A 14,425-nucleotide genomic window follows, 5' to 3' on the forward strand; every position below is an offset into this window, starting at 1 on the left:
AGAGATAAGTTTCGCTTCATGACCAATATCGCTGATACGCCGTGCCATAAAATGCGCACCGGCACAGGCTTCCATAACAACAACTGCGGATGGACATGTTGCCAGAAACTGCATTAACTTCGTGCGAGTAAATTTCTTACGCAAAAGCGCCTTGCCAGACTTATCCTGGCAGTGAATATGAAAAGAGTGTTTACCGAGATCGATACCAATAAGCGCAACGTTTTCCATGATGGCCTCTCCTGAAAGAAAAACACCCTGCCAGCGTACCGCTCACAGGGTGGGGGTGACCATCTCATTAGCCCCCGACAATCGGGGGCGTAATACCATTACCTGGCAACGTTGTCCCGGGCCATATCCCAGCCGCTACCGGTACCCGAAGCATAGGCGGATGGCAAAATTTCACGCAAATGGTGCAATAAAACGACAGGTACCAATAGCGGGCTTGTATCAAAAAGGAATGGCTTAGCTTTTTTTCGTATAACGTTATTCGTATATATTTGTTTTCGCACACGGCGCAAAGAATATAATTCGCACTAATCCAGCCCACAAATAATTAAGCCGGGCTAATAAATTTTCCGCCAGCAATTTCTGGCAAGATGCTCCGTTCGGAAGGTGTGCAGTGCCAACATGGTTACCCTTAGCGATTGATTCTTTCTGGCCGATGCTTTCCGCAGGGCTGAAATTCACCATTCCCTTAACGCTGATCTCTTTTATTCTCGGGTTGTCGCTCGGATTTGTGGTTGCGCTTTTGCGTCTGTACGGCCCGGCTTTTTTAAAGCCGGTGGTGCGGTTTTACGTCTGGCTGATTCGCGGCACGCCGCTGCTGGTGCAGCTATTTTTGATTTTCTACGCATTGCCGAGCGCCGGGATCACTATTGATGCCTTCCCTGCGGCGGTAATTGGCTTTACCGTCAATATTGGCGCGTATACCTCCGAAGTGATCAGGGCAACGCTGCTGGCCGTGCCGAAAGGGCAATGGGAAGCCGCCCATTCCATCAGCATGACCTGGGCGCAGTCGCTGCGTCGTATTATTCTGCCGCAGGCCGCGCGCATCGCCGTGCCGCCGCTCTCTAACACCTTTATTTCACTGGTAAAAGACACGTCGCTGGCGTCGGTAATCACCGTACCGGAGATGTTTCTTGCCGCGCAGCAAATTGCGGCGGTGACCTATGAACCGCTGATTCTGTACAGCGAAGCGGCGATTATTTATCTGTTCTTCAGTTCTGTGTTATCGCATTTGCAAGAGAAGCTGGAGCGGAAATTAGCGGGTACGACAGTAAAAGGCCAGGTCAATGATAACGCTCTCCAGAATTGAAAAAAGTTTCGACGGCAACCGGGTACTGAAGAACATCAATTTAACGATTGAAGAAGGCACGGTAACCACGCTGATTGGCCCTTCAGGCAGCGGGAAAAGCACCTTATTGCGCTGCATTAATTTGCTGGAAATTCCCCAGTCAGGGGAACTGACCATCGGCAAAGAGCGCATCACGTTCACGCCGGACGCGCGGATCAAAGGGCAAGATATTCGCCGCATCAGCCGCCAGACCGGCATGGTGTTTCAGAACTTCGCCCTGTTTCCGCATATGACCGCCCTCGACAACATTACCGAAGGGCTGATTACAGTGCATAAATGGGATCGCGAACGCGCCCGCCGCCGTGGTGAAGAGCTGCTGAATAAAGTCGGCATGCTGCACAAACGCGATGCCCTGCCGAATACGCTCTCTGGCGGCCAACAGCAGCGCGTGGCGATTGCCCGTGCGCTGGCCCCCTCACCGGCGGTTCTGCTGTGCGATGAACCCACTTCCGCACTCGATCCTGAGCTTTCCGGCGAAGTGGTGGCCGTGCTGCGCCAGCTAGCGCTGGAAGGCACCACGATGATCATGGCGACCCATGATTTGCGTCTGGCGGCGAATATTGCCAGCCAGGTGGTGTTTCTGGAGGCCGGGGAGATTGTCGAGTCCGGCTCAGCAAACGATTTGTTTTTACATGCGAAGAAACCCCGTACTGCGGAGTTTATCGCCTCTCTAAGCACAGCGCTCCCGGAAGCCGGGGCGAGTTAATTAAAACAACATAGGGTAATGCAGATGAAAGCACTCGCAACATTAGTCGTAGCCGGGATTATGCAGCTTGGTTTTGCCCACGCAGCGCTGGCGCAGGATGATTTGGCAAAGATTCAGTCCGCTGGCGTACTGAAAATTGGTACTGAAGGCACCTATCCGCCGTTCACTTTCCATAATGCTTCCGGCACGCTGGAAGGTTTTGACGTAGAAATTGGCCGTGAAATCGCCAAACGCCTGAAAGTGAACCCGCAGTTCGTTGAAGGTAAATGGGACGGTCTGATAGCCGGTATCGACGCGAACCGTTATGACGTGGTGATCAACCAGGTAGGTATTACGCCGGAACGTCAGAAGAAATTCGACTTCTCCGAGCCGTATATTGCGTCTAAAGCGGTACTGATCGTCAATGACAAAAATGGCAGCATTAAAAGTTTTGAGGATCTGAAAGGCAAAAAATCAGCCCAATCACTGACCAGTAACTACGCACAGATGGCGCGTAAATACGGTGCGGAAATTGTGCCGACTGACGGCTTTAACCAGTCTATCGACCTGGTGGCGCAGGGCCGTGCAGAGGCTACCATCAACGATAACCTGTCGTTCCTCGACTTCAAAAAACATAAGCCGTCTGCGCCGGTGAAAATCATTGCGACGGAAGACAACGCGGAGAAATCCGGCGTACTGCTGCGCAAAAACAACCCGCAGTTGAAAGCAGCGATTGATAAAGCGCTGGAAGAGATCAAGACCGACGGCACCTACGAACGTATTTCCCAGAAATACTTTGGTGCTGACGTGTCGAAGTAATTTTTTAACCCAGCGGTAAAAGAGAACCGTAATCCCGGCTCGGGTTTACGGTTTTTTTATAATCACATGGCTGTAAAATGAGCCGACTACTCTTTCTGCGAAATGTTTCGTCAACTGGACAGAAACGCCACCAGAAGCTTCCTGTTTATCGACGTCGGAGATTTATGATGCCGTACAAGCTCTATACAGTCGTGTTACTTCTCGCTGCCGCAACGTTCTCTGCTACGGCAACTTCTGTTTCAAGCCCTTCGATTGGCAATTTAATCAATGAACGGTTGTCCTGGATGAAAGATGTTGCTGGCTATAAAGCACAGCATCACCAGGCAATTGAAGATCTACAGCAAGAGAATAAGGTGCTGGAGAGTACCATTACTGATGCTGACTCGCTGGGATTAAAAGGCGAGAGCGTTAGGCCATTTATTCAGGCGCAGATGGATGCCGCCAAGGCGATTCAGTACCGCTATCGCGCTGACTGGCTGGCCGCACCGGAAACTGACTGGCAACCTCGCCCGCTTCAGGATGTGCGGACGCAAATCGGCCAACTTAGCGCTCGTATTCTGCAAAGTGTGGCAGCACGCTTAAAGTCTGGGCAACCACTGACGGAACAGGACCGGAAGGCGTTTATGCACGCCGTGCAGCAGAAGAATTTACATGAGCAGGATAAGAATAAGATCTGGGAAACAATAAAAGGGATTTCGTTGAAAGATTAAGTAAAAAAACCCTGCCGAAACAGGGTTTTTCCGCTCTGATTAACGCGCGCTAAAAGCGCACTCAGAATGGGATGTCGTCGTCGAAATCCATCGGCGGTTCGTTAGACGGTGCCGGAGCGGAAGACTGCTGCGGACGAGACTGCGCGCCGCCGCTGAACTGGTTGCCGCCCTGCGGCTGCTGAGGCTGGCCCCAACCGCCCTGCTGCTGGCCACCACCTGCCGGTGCACCGCCGCCCTGACGGCCACCCAGCATCTGCATGGTGCCGCCTACGTTCACCACCACTTCCGTAGTGTATTTTTCCTGACCGGACTGATCGGTCCATTTGCGGGTGCGCAACTGGCCTTCAATATAAACCTGAGAGCCTTTACGCAGATACTCACCAGCAACTTCCGCCAGCTTGCCGAACAGCACAACGCGATGCCATTCTGTCTGCTCTTTCATTTCGCCGGTCTGCTTGTCACGCCAGGATTCGGAAGTAGCCAGCGTAATGTTGGCAACTGCGCCACCACTCGGCATATAGCGTACTTCCGGGTCCTGGCCCAGATTACCGACGAGAATCACCTTGTTTACGCCTCTGCTGGCCATGTTCAAGTCTCCTGATACGTTAATACGTTTCTTAGTAGTGTAAACGTGCGAGTGTACCATTTCCAAGTTGGCTTTTGATAGCGTCGAAGTATGTTCCAAAGATTTCGCGCGAATCGCACATTGTTGCACACCGAATCATGATTTGCATTCCAATACTGTATATTCAAACAGGTCGAATTGTGTCATAATTAGCCGTTTGTGATCGCCGGTTGTCCTTCAAACACACCGGGCAAAACGTGTTCCTCCGGGTAAAAGGTGAATGGATTGGATAAGATAGAAGTACGGGGCGCCCGCACCCATAATCTCAAAAACATCAACCTCGTCATCCCGCGCGACAAACTGATTGTCGTTACCGGGCTGTCGGGTTCTGGTAAGTCCTCACTGGCTTTCGACACACTTTATGCCGAAGGACAGCGCCGCTACGTTGAATCGCTTTCCGCCTATGCCCGTCAGTTTTTATCGCTGATGGAAAAACCGGACGTTGATCATATTGAAGGTCTGTCACCGGCGATCTCGATTGAGCAGAAATCAACCTCGCACAACCCGCGTTCCACCGTCGGGACAATTACCGAGATCCACGACTATTTGCGTCTGCTTTACGCCCGCGTCGGCGAGCCGCGCTGCCCGGATCACGATGTGCCGCTGGCGGCGCAAACCGTCAGCCAGATGGTGGATAACGTACTGTCGCAGCCGGAAGGCAAGCGCCTGATGCTGCTGGCACCGGTGATTAAAGAGCGTAAAGGCGAGCACACCAAAACGTTGGAAAATCTGGCAAGCCAGGGTTATATCCGCGCGCGTATCGACGGCGAAGTGTGTGACCTTTCCGATCCGCCGAATCTGGAATTGCAAAAGAAACACACCATTGAAGTGGTGATTGACCGCTTTAAAGTGCGCAGCGATCTGGCGCAGCGCCTGGCTGAATCATTTGAAACCGCGCTGGAACTCTCTGGTGGTACAGCAGTGGTCGCCGATATGGACGATACCAACGCGGAAGAGCTACTGTTCTCCGCTAACTTTGCCTGCCCGATTTGCGGCTACAGCATGCGCGAACTGGAACCACGCCTGTTCTCATTCAATAACCCGGCAGGCGCATGCCCGACCTGCGACGGCCTCGGCGTACAACAATATTTTGACCCGGACCGAGTGATCCAGAACCCGGAGCTGTCGCTGGCTGGCGGTGCAATCCGCGGCTGGGATCGCCGTAATTTCTACTACTTCCAGATGCTGAAATCGCTGGCGGATCACTACAAATTCGATGTGGAATCACCATGGGAAAGCCTGAGCGATAGCGTGCGAAAAGTGGTGCTGTTCGGCTCCGGTAAAGAATCCATTGAATTCAAATATATGAACGATCGTGGCGACACCTCCGTGCGTCGTCATCCGTTCGAAGGTGTGCTGCATAATATGGAGCGCCGCTACAAAGAGACGGAATCCAGCGCGGTGCGCGAAGAGCTGGCGAAATTTATCAGCAACCGTCCGTGCGCCTCCTGTGAAGGAACGCGTCTGCGTCGCGAAGCGCGCCATGTGTTCGTTGAGAATACGCCGCTGCCGACCATCTCCGACATGAGCATTGGCCATGCGATGGACTTCTTCAATAACCTGAAGCTTTCCGGTCAGCGGGCGAAAATTGCCGAAAAAGTGCTGAAAGAGATTGGCGATCGCCTGAAGTTTCTCGTTAACGTCGGCCTGAACTACCTGACGCTTTCCCGCTCGGCGGAAACCCTCTCTGGCGGCGAAGCGCAACGTATTCGTCTGGCGAGCCAGATTGGCGCCGGTCTGGTGGGCGTCATGTACGTGCTGGATGAGCCGTCCATCGGTCTGCACCAGCGCGATAACGAGCGCCTGCTCGGTACGCTGATTCACCTGCGTAACCTGGGGAATACGGTGATTGTCGTCGAACATGACGAAGATGCCATCCGCGCAGCCGACCACGTGATTGATATCGGTCCTGGTGCGGGCGTACACGGCGGCCAGGTCGTCGCTGAAGGGACGCTCAAAGATATTATGGCGGTGCCGGAATCACTGACCGGCCAGTACATGAGCGGCAAGCGTAAAATCGAGCTGCCAAAACAGCGCGTGAGCGCCGATCCGGAAAAAATGCTCAAACTGACCGGCGCTCGTGGCAACAACCTGAAAAACGTCACCCTGACACTGCCGGTGGGTTTGTTTACCTGTATCACCGGTGTTTCCGGTTCCGGGAAATCGACGCTGATCAACGATACGCTGTTCCCAATTGCTCAACGCCAACTCAACGGCGCCACCATCGCGGAACCCGCGTCGTATCGCGATATTCAGGGGCTGGAACATTTCGATAAGGTGATCGACATTGACCAGAGCCCGATTGGCCGTACACCACGATCCAACCCGGCAACCTACACAGGCGTCTTTACGCCAGTGCGCGAGCTATTCGCCGGAGTGCCGGAATCACGCTCGCGCGGTTATACGCCGGGACGGTTCAGCTTTAACGTGCGTGGCGGCCGCTGCGAAGCCTGTCAGGGCGACGGCGTTATCAAAGTGGAGATGCACTTCCTGCCGGATATTTATGTGCCGTGCGATCAGTGCAAAGGCAAACGCTATAATCGCGAAACGCTGGAGATCAAATACAAGGGCAAAACCATCCATGAAGTGCTGGATATGACCATCGAAGAAGCCCGTGAATTCTTTGATGCCGTTCCGGCGCTGGCACGTAAGTTACAAACGCTGATGGATGTCGGGTTGACCTATATTCGCCTGGGGCAGTCGGCCACCACGCTCTCCGGTGGCGAGGCGCAGCGTGTGAAACTGGCGCGTGAACTGTCGAAACGCGGAACCGGGCAAACGCTCTATATCCTTGATGAGCCGACGACCGGCCTGCACTTTGCCGATATCCAGCAGTTGCTGGATGTGCTGCATCAACTGCGTGATCAGGGTAATACCATCGTGGTGATTGAGCACAACCTGGACGTGATTAAAACAGCAGACTGGATTGTCGATCTCGGCCCGGAGGGCGGCAGTGGCGGCGGTGAAATCCTCGTTGCCGGTACGCCGGAAACCGTCGCCGAATGCGAAGCCTCGCACACGGCGCGATTCCTTAAACCGATGCTGAAGTAGCGGCTACGAGCGGGGTGATCCTTCATAAAGCTGGTGCCGGATATTCTCCGGTATCAGCTCCATCGCCAGCTTCCAGGAGGCATCCACCAGATAGTAAATCTGCGAATCCGGCAGTGAACCGTCGAGGTATACCGTGCTCCAGTGCGCTTTATTAAGATGGCGGCTTGGGCGCACATCTTTATGCTGCTGACGCAGCAATTCAGCCAGCTCCGGACTGGTTTTCAATGACGCCGCCGGGCGACCGTCCACCTCTTTCACCATCGCAAACAGCACATCTGAGACCTTGATTTGCGTGGCTTTCCAGTCGCTGTGCACACTCTGTTCCGCACCAGGTCTGGACATGCAATATTGCAGTAATTCCGAAATTGTCATCTTTATTCCCCTTGTAGCGTCGCGACAATCGTGCGCGACCCGCCGTGGATACGATGCTCTCCCAGCCAGATCCCCTGCCACGTTCCTAACTGCACGCGCCCATTCCTGATCGGCAGCAGCAGTGAAACACCCAGTGTTGAGGATTTGATATGCGAGGGCATATCATCCGGCCCCTCGTAGTCGTGCTTATACGGTGCATTGTCCGGCACTGTATTTAAAAAGTGGCGCTCCATATCGTCGCGCACCGTGGGATCACAATTTTCATTCAGGGTGAGGGAAGCTGAGGTGTGCATCAACAACAGGTGCAATAAGCCCACCTGCACGCGGGGAAACTCACGAACTTGCGCCAGCACTTCATCGGTGACCAGGTGAAATCCGCGCGATTTCGCGCCAAGCGTAAGCGTCTGTTGATACCACATCGACTATTCCTTCTGCAAAGAGGCCGTTTTTAAGTGTGCTGCAAATTGGCAAAAGGGCAAATCCGGCGCTTAAAACTCCGAGTCGACAATCACCTCTTCACCCATAGCGCCTGCCTGCGGCAATGGCTTATAGGTAGAATTCGCAGCCCGCAGAATGCGGACTGGCCGGGCTTCGCTCGCACGCGCGGCGGCGATATCGCAGTCCGAGTCACCGTAGAAAATGCGGATCTGCTTCTCCTTCAGCCATTGCGTTTTGGTGTTCTGCCCAGGCTGGTCACCGGCAAAAATCACCGGGTTCATGTTCGCGGCCGGGATCAGAAAATCCTCCTGCAACGTTTTTGTCACGGTTTCCGTTTTTGTCTGGCTACGGCCAGTAATGAAAAAGATGCTGTCGCCGCGTTTCACATGCATGGCAATTAATTGACGCGCCACCTCTTTGGGAATGCTGAATGCATCCCAGCCATTATTCATTTTTTCCCAGAACGCCGGGTTGTGCAGGTAATCATCACTGTCCGGAGACCAGGTTTTCTTGCCGCGCCAGAAACCGGGGCTGGAGAAAAGTACCGTATCGTCGATATCAAACCCGACAGCCATTGGCGGGCGCTCCACCAGAGAGCGTTCAATTTGTGCCACGGAAACCCAGTGTACAGGTGCCTGCTCGGCCAGTTTGATAACGTTAGTGCCATCCACAATCGGAGAGGGTGTGGAGGCGTAAACCGCAAGGCTACCTGACGCCAGCCATAAACAGGCGGCACCGAAAAGACGAATGATCGTTCGCATATTTATCCCTAAATTATCAGTTCGTTATATTCATAAATGGTGCGAATGGTCGAAATGTTATCCGACCTTAACCTCAGTGACGTATGAAACAAAGGATTTTCTGCGAGTTACGCGGATAATGAGAAAAAACGCGAGAATAATGACCTTCCGCCCGTGAGTGGAAGGTCGGGGAAAACTAAATGTGAGCGCTTGCTTACATGACTGCGGCGAATGCTTGCGCCACGCGTTGCACGTTGCGGCTATTCAGACCGGCAACACACATGCGACCGCTGGCAATCAGGTAAATGCCAAACTCCTCGCGCAGACGATCGACCTGCGCCGCTCTCAGGCCGGTGTAGCTGAACATACCGCGCTGCTTAAGCAGATAGTCGAAATTCCCGCCTGGCACGGTTTCGCGCAGCACCTGCACCAGTTGCTGGCGCATTGCCAGAATGCGCGTACGCATCGTTTCCACTTCCTTCAGCCAGAGCGCCCGTAACGCCGCGTCACCAAGCACGGTTGCCACCAGTTGCGCGCCAAAATTGGGCGGGCTGGAGTAGTTGCGACGAACAGTGGCTTTCAGTTGTCCCAGCACGCGGCCTGCGGCTTCGCTGTCTTCACACACCACGGAAAGGCCGCCGACACGCTCGCCATACAGGGAGAAAATTTTGGAAAACGAGTTGCTGACCAGCGCAGGCATCCCGGCGCTGGCAATAGCGCGGATAGCGTAAGCGTCTTCTTCCATACCCGCGCCGAAACCCTGGTAAGCGATGTCGAGGAAGGGGATCAAATTGCGCGCTTTCAGCACACCAATCACCTCGTCCCACTGGGTGTTAGTCAGATCCGCGCCAGTCGGGTTATGGCAGCACGGATGCAGTAATACAATGCTTTGTTCCGGCAGGGTATTCAGTTTTTCCAGCAGTGCCGGGAAACGCACGCCGTTGTTTTCAACATCGTACCAGGGGTAAGTACTTACTTCGAATCCTGCACCTTCAAAAATGGCGATGTGGTTTTCCCAGGTCGGATCGCTGACCCAGACACCGGAGTTGGGGAAGTAGCGTTTCAGGAAATCCGCGCCGACTTTTAGCGCGCCGGAACCACCCAGCGTCTGGATAGTTGCCACGCGGTTTTGTGCCAGCACCGGATGATCGGCGCCAAACAGCAGCGGCGCGATGGCGTGACGGTAGCTGTTCAACCCTTCCATCGGCAAATAGAGCGATGCGCCGTGCGGTTGCGCATTGAGGCGCGTTTCGGCTTCAGCCACCGCTTGCAGGCGCGGAATAATGCCATCTTCGTTGTAATACAACCCAATGCTGAGGTTAACTTTGTCGCTTCTGGGATCTTCTTTAAAACGCTCCATGAGCGAGAGAATAGGGTCGCCAGCGTAGGCGTCAACTTTTTGAAACACGCGTGTATTCTCCAGGTTTACAGTCGGCAAGACCAACACAATAAACCGGAAGCCGGGGAAGATCGAGAGAGTCAGCGCTTTCCCGTGCAGGAAAGCGCAAAACGTTTAGTCGAGGTACTTCAGCGACGCCCTGGCGGTCAGGCGCGTAATAAGTTCGTAAGCACTCACTTTTGTGATGGCGGCGATACGCTCGACAGGCAAACCATCACCCCACAGCACGACGCTATCGCCGACGCGATCACGTGCATCCGGGCCGAGATCGACACAAATCATGTCCATTGCCACGCGGCCCACGATCGGCACTTCGCGTCCGTTGACCAGCACAGGCGTTCCGGAAGGCGCAGCGCGCGGATAACCGTCGCCATACCCTATCGCTACCACGCCCAGACGGGTGTCGCGCGCGCTTTCCCAGGTACCGCCGTAACCGACTGCGTCTCCTGATTTGTGGTCGCGCACAGCAATCAGCGTGGACGTCAATGTCATCACTGGCTGAAAACCGAAATCCGCGCCCCACGGTCTGTTCTCCAGCGGCGAAACACCATAAAGAATGATTCCGGGGCGCACGGCGTCAAAGTGCGACTGTGGCCACAGCAAGGTGCCGCCAGACGCGGCAATCGAACGCAGTCCCGGTTTGTCGTCGGTAAAGGTGGTAAAAATATTCAGTTGCCGTTCCGTTACACCACACTCCGGCTCATCGGCGCGGGCAAAATGGCTGGCAAAATTCACTGGCTGGCGAACGTTTTTGCAGTTGGAGAGACGCGCGTAAAACGCCCCGGCTTCATGGAGATGTACGCCAAGACGGTGCATGCCGGTATCCAGTTTCATCCATACTGTTATCGGCGCAGGCAGCGTGGCCGTTTCCAGCGCATCCAGTTGCCAGGGGCTATGGATCACCGTTTCAAACTGGTGTTCTGCCAGCACGGGCAGATCGCTGGCGGCGAAAAAACCTTCCAGCAACAGAATCGGTTGTGTGATTCCCCCTGCGCGTAATTGCAGGGCTTCGTCGAGACGGGCAACGCCAAAAGCGTCGGCATCGGGGAGCGTTCGCGCGGTCTCCACGAGACCGTGTCCATAGGCGTTCGCTTTCACGACTGCAACCAGTCGGCTGGCAGGGACCAGCTCGCGCAGACGTTGCAGATTGTGTCGCAGAGCGCGGCGGTTAACTACTACGGTTGCCGCTTGCATGTTTTTCCTCAAAAAAACAATTTTCTGAATCATTCGCCTTGCAGGAGAGCGACAACCCCGGAGGCTTAGTAAAAGTGACCGGGGTAAGCAGTCGCCGTCAACGCACCTGCGGCGCGAAGGATGACGAAAATTTATTCATCGTCGTATTGTGGCCCTGCATAATTATCAAAACGTGACCACTGCCCGTTAAAGGTCAGACGTACCGTACCGATCGGCCCGTTACGCTGCTTACCAATAATGATTTCTGCAATGCCTTTTAAATCGCTGTTTTCGTGATAAACCTCGTCACGATAGATAAACATGATTAAGTCGGCATCCTGTTCGATAGAACCGGATTCACGCAGGTCGGAGTTGACCGGGCGTTTATCGGCGCGCTGCTCCAGAGAGCGGTTAAGCTGCGACAGCGCCACCACTGGCACTTGCAACTCTTTTGCCAGCGCTTTCAGCGAGCGGGAAATTTCGGCGATCTCCAGCGTACGGTTGTCGGAAAGCGACGGCACGCGCATCAACTGAAGGTAGTCGATCATAATAAGACCTATCCCACCGTGCTCGCGGGCAATACGCCGCGAGCGCGAACGCACTTCTGTCGGCGTCAGGCCGGAGGAGTCATCAATATAGATATTACGTTTTTCCAGCAGGATCCCCATGGTGCCGGAAATGCGCGCCCAGTCTTCATCGTCAAGCTGGCCGGTACGAATGCGCGTCTGGTCCACGCGCGACAGCGACGCCAGAGAACGCATCATAATCTGTTCTGATGGCATCTCCAGACTGAAGATAAGAACCGGTTTATCCTGCAACATCGCCGCATTTTCGACGAGGTTCATTGCAAATGTTGTTTTACCCATCGACGGACGGGCCGCAACAATAATCAGATCTGACGGCTGCAAACCTGCCGTCTTTTTATTGAGATCTTCATAGCCGGTGTTCACGCCCGTGACGCCATCATGCGGCTGCTGGAAAAGCTGCTCGATGCGCGAGACAGTTGCCTCAAGCACATCGGCGATATTTTTGGGGCCTTCGTCTTTATTGGCGCGGCTTTCGGCAATCTTAAATACCCGCGATTCCGCCAGGTCGAGCAGATCTTCGCTGGTTCGCCCCTGCGGATCGAAACCGGCATTGGCGATTTCATTAGCTACTGCGATCATCTCGCGAACGACGGCACGTTCACGCACGATATCGGCGTAAGCGCTGATATTTGCCGCACTTGGCGTATTTTTCGATAACTCCGCCAGATAGGCAAAGCCGCCGACAATATCCAGTTGCCCTTGCAGTTCCAGCGACTCAGCCAGGGTGATCAGGTCGATAGGTTTCCCCATCTCCTGCAAGCGATGCATCTCGGTAAAAATATGGCGGTGCGGACGGGTATAAAAGTCTTCGGACACGACGCGCTCGGCGACGTCGTCCCAGCGCTCATTATCCAGCATTAAACCGCCCAACACCGACTGCTCCGCTTCGATGGAATGTGGAGGCACTTTCATCCCCTCGACCTGTCTGTCAGGGGTTTCAGTCTGTTTGTTGAAGGGTTTATTTCCTGCCATAGTGAATGGAGCTATCCGGGTTATGAATGGTTCGAAAGATTATCACATCAGGAGGAAGCATGGCGACACGAATAGAATTTCACAAGCATGGCGGCCCCGACGTGCTCAGCGCGGTGGAATTTACCCCCGCAGCTCCGGCAGAAAACGAGGTGCAGGTGGAAAATAAAGCCATTGGCATTAACTATATCGATACCTACATTCGTAGCGGCTTATACCCGCCGCCCTCGCTGCCAAGCGGGCTGGGCACTGAAGCCGCAGGCGTGGTAAGTAAAGTGGGTAGTAAAGTCACACATATTAAGGTCGGCGATCGCGTGGTATATGCGCAATCCGGGCTCGGCGCTTACAGTTCGGTGCATAACGTTCTGGCAGACAAAGTGGCCGTCCTGCCAAACGCGATCTCCTTTGAACAAGCCGCTGCCTCGTTTCTGAAGGGGCTGACGGTGTTCTATCTACTGCGTAAAACCTATGACATCAAACCCAACGAGGTATTTTTATTCCACGCTGCGGCTGGCGGCGTCGGACTGATTGCCTGCCAGTGGGCAAAAGCGCTGGGTGCGAAGCTTATCGGCACCGTAGGTTCGACGCAGAAAGCGCAGCGTGCATTGCAAGCTGGTGCCTGGCAGGTGATCAACTATAGCGAAGAGAATGTGGTTGAACGCGTTAAGGCGCTGACTGATGGTAAAAAGGTCAGCGTGGTGTATGACTCGGTGGGTAAAGATACCTGGGAAATTTCCCTCGACTGCCTGCATCGTCGTGGGTTGATGGTCAGCTTCGGCAATTCCTCCGGGCCGGTCACGGGCGTGAACCTGGGCATTCTTAACCAGAAAGGCTCCCTTTATGCGACCCGCCCTTCTCTGAGTGGCTATATCACCACCCGTGAAGAGCTAAAGGAAGCCAGCAATGAGCTGTTCTCGCTGATCGCCAGCGGAGTGATTAAAGTGGATGTGGCCGACAACCAGAAGTTCGCGCTGAAAGATGCGCAACGGGCGCATGAAGCACTGGAGAGCCGCGCAACGCAAGGCTCAAGCTTGCTGATCCCGTAAGGTAAGCCGCTGAAAGAATTAGGGCTTCCCGCAGGAAGCCCTTTCTTTTTTTAGTTCGGCTGCATTGTAGGGTACAGCGCGATGAATTCGTTAACGCCACGATAGTGACAGATTTAATATCTAAATCCTATTCGGTTCTAAGCAATGCTACTGGAAATGTGTCAGGGTTGTGATGCACCACTCAATACTTTAGTAACGCCAGCGGTTATTGCGTTGGTAACGGGGAACATTCGGCTCTTTGATGGTACGAATAACCCAGACTACCGCCACGGCCAGCAGCAGCCAGGGCAACAGTTTGAGCATCAAAGCAAAAAGCCCGCCTAAAAACATAACTGCGGTGGCAACCAGCAGCGCGGCGATAATGCCGAGCAGTGAAATGCCGGTCACCAGTAACATGACAAAAAAGCCAATAATAAACAGTAGTTCCAGCATGATCTTCTCCTGGGAATCAGTAATA

Annotated in this window: 14 protein-coding genes and 1 pseudogene; 6 read left to right on the forward strand and 9 right to left on the reverse strand. The window is 54.1% G+C overall.

The annotated features are described in order from the left end of the window. Positions 1 to 228, reverse strand: a pseudogene (locus tag GA0061070_RS14400) (IS110 family transposase); the annotation flags it as partial. A 391-nt stretch (positions 229 to 619) separates the two neighbouring features. Here GA0061070_RS14400 and GA0061070_RS14405 point away from each other — a divergent pair. The 4 genes from GA0061070_RS14405 to GA0061070_RS14420 all read left to right on the forward strand — a co-directional run bounded on the left by GA0061070_RS14405 (position 620) and on the right by GA0061070_RS14420 (position 3,568). After that, entirely contained in the window at positions 620 to 1,315 is a 696-nt protein-coding gene (locus tag GA0061070_RS14405; protein ID WP_208598176.1) for an amino acid ABC transporter permease, read from the forward strand. After that, positions 1,293 to 2,060: an amino acid ABC transporter ATP-binding protein gene (locus GA0061070_RS14410; RefSeq protein WP_090136772.1), complete on the forward strand. Its 768-nt coding sequence runs from the start codon at positions 1,293 to 1,295 to the stop codon at positions 2,058 to 2,060. Before GA0061070_RS14405 ends, GA0061070_RS14410 begins: the two co-directional genes overlap by 23 nt. A 24-nt stretch (positions 2,061 to 2,084) precedes the next feature. Beyond that, the gene (locus tag GA0061070_RS14415; protein WP_090136818.1) at positions 2,085 to 2,858 is read left to right on the forward strand and encodes an amino acid ABC transporter substrate-binding protein; all 774 of its coding nucleotides are present in this window, start codon (positions 2,085 to 2,087) and stop codon (positions 2,856 to 2,858) included. Between the two features lie 167 nt (positions 2,859 to 3,025). Continuing rightward, positions 3,026 to 3,568 carry a chorismate mutase gene (locus tag GA0061070_RS14420; RefSeq protein ID WP_090136819.1) on the forward strand — a complete coding sequence of 181 codons (543 nt, stop codon included), beginning with the start codon at positions 3,026 to 3,028 and terminating at the stop codon, positions 3,566 to 3,568. 61 nt (positions 3,569 to 3,629) lie between these two features. On the opposite strand, the gene ssb1 is transcribed toward GA0061070_RS14420, so the two are convergent. Continuing rightward, a complete protein-coding gene (gene ssb1, locus GA0061070_RS14425) occupies positions 3,630 to 4,154 on the reverse strand; it encodes a single-stranded DNA-binding protein SSB1 (protein ID WP_043955685.1) in 525 nt (174 codons plus the stop codon). A 264-nt stretch (positions 4,155 to 4,418) separates the two neighbouring features. Here ssb1 and uvrA point away from each other — a divergent pair, with 264 nt between their 5' ends. Next, on the forward strand, positions 4,419 to 7,244 hold the full coding sequence (uvrA, locus tag GA0061070_RS14430; protein ID WP_090136773.1) for an excinuclease ABC subunit UvrA: 2,826 nt from the start codon (positions 4,419 to 4,421) through the stop codon (positions 7,242 to 7,244). A 3-nt stretch (positions 7,245 to 7,247) separates the two neighbouring features. Here the strand turns inward: uvrA and GA0061070_RS14435 are convergent, their stop codons facing one another. The 6 genes from GA0061070_RS14435 to dnaB all read right to left on the reverse strand — a co-directional run bounded on the left by GA0061070_RS14435 (position 7,248) and on the right by dnaB (position 12,925). Further along, positions 7,248 to 7,616, reverse strand: coding sequence for an MmcQ/YjbR family DNA-binding protein (locus tag GA0061070_RS14435; protein WP_090136774.1), 369 nt, complete (start codon positions 7,614 to 7,616; stop codon positions 7,248 to 7,250). 2 nt (positions 7,617 to 7,618) lie between these two features. Beyond that, positions 7,619 to 8,035 carry a secondary thiamine-phosphate synthase enzyme YjbQ gene (locus GA0061070_RS14440; protein ID WP_090136775.1) on the reverse strand — a complete coding sequence of 139 codons (417 nt, stop codon included), beginning with the start codon at positions 8,033 to 8,035 and terminating at the stop codon, positions 7,619 to 7,621. A 69-nt stretch (positions 8,036 to 8,104) separates the two neighbouring features. Beyond that, complete coding sequence (gene aphA / locus GA0061070_RS14445) at positions 8,105 to 8,815, reverse strand: acid phosphatase AphA (RefSeq protein ID WP_090136776.1); 711 nt, start codon at positions 8,813 to 8,815, stop codon at positions 8,105 to 8,107. Positions 8,816 to 9,008: 193 nt separating this feature from the next. Continuing rightward, positions 9,009 to 10,202, reverse strand: a complete 1,194-nt coding sequence (gene tyrB / locus GA0061070_RS14450) for an aromatic amino acid transaminase (RefSeq protein ID WP_090136777.1) — start codon at positions 10,200 to 10,202, stop codon at positions 9,009 to 9,011. Between the two features lie 105 nt (positions 10,203 to 10,307). Next, entirely contained in the window at positions 10,308 to 11,387 is a 1,080-nt protein-coding gene (gene alr, locus GA0061070_RS14455; protein ID WP_090136778.1) for an alanine racemase, read from the reverse strand. 131 nt (positions 11,388 to 11,518) lie between these two features. Then, on the reverse strand, positions 11,519 to 12,925 hold the full coding sequence (gene dnaB, locus GA0061070_RS14460) for a replicative DNA helicase (RefSeq protein ID WP_090136779.1): 1,407 nt from the start codon (positions 12,923 to 12,925) through the stop codon (positions 11,519 to 11,521). A 59-nt stretch (positions 12,926 to 12,984) separates the two neighbouring features. Here dnaB and GA0061070_RS14465 point away from each other — a divergent pair, with 59 nt between their 5' ends. Further along, complete coding sequence (locus GA0061070_RS14465) at positions 12,985 to 13,968, forward strand: quinone oxidoreductase (protein ID WP_090136780.1); 984 nt, start codon at positions 12,985 to 12,987, stop codon at positions 13,966 to 13,968. A gap of 189 nt (positions 13,969 to 14,157) precedes the next feature. Here GA0061070_RS14465 and pspG read toward each other — a convergent pair whose 3' ends face one another. Continuing rightward, a complete protein-coding gene (gene pspG / locus GA0061070_RS14470) occupies positions 14,158 to 14,400 on the reverse strand; it encodes an envelope stress response protein PspG (protein ID WP_090136781.1) in 243 nt (80 codons plus the stop codon). Between the last annotated feature and the right edge of the window lie 25 nt (positions 14,401 to 14,425).

It is taken from the genome of Kosakonia oryziphila (genome assembly GCF_900094795.1).
Lineage (GTDB): Bacteria > Pseudomonadota > Gammaproteobacteria > Enterobacterales > Enterobacteriaceae > Kosakonia > Kosakonia oryziphila.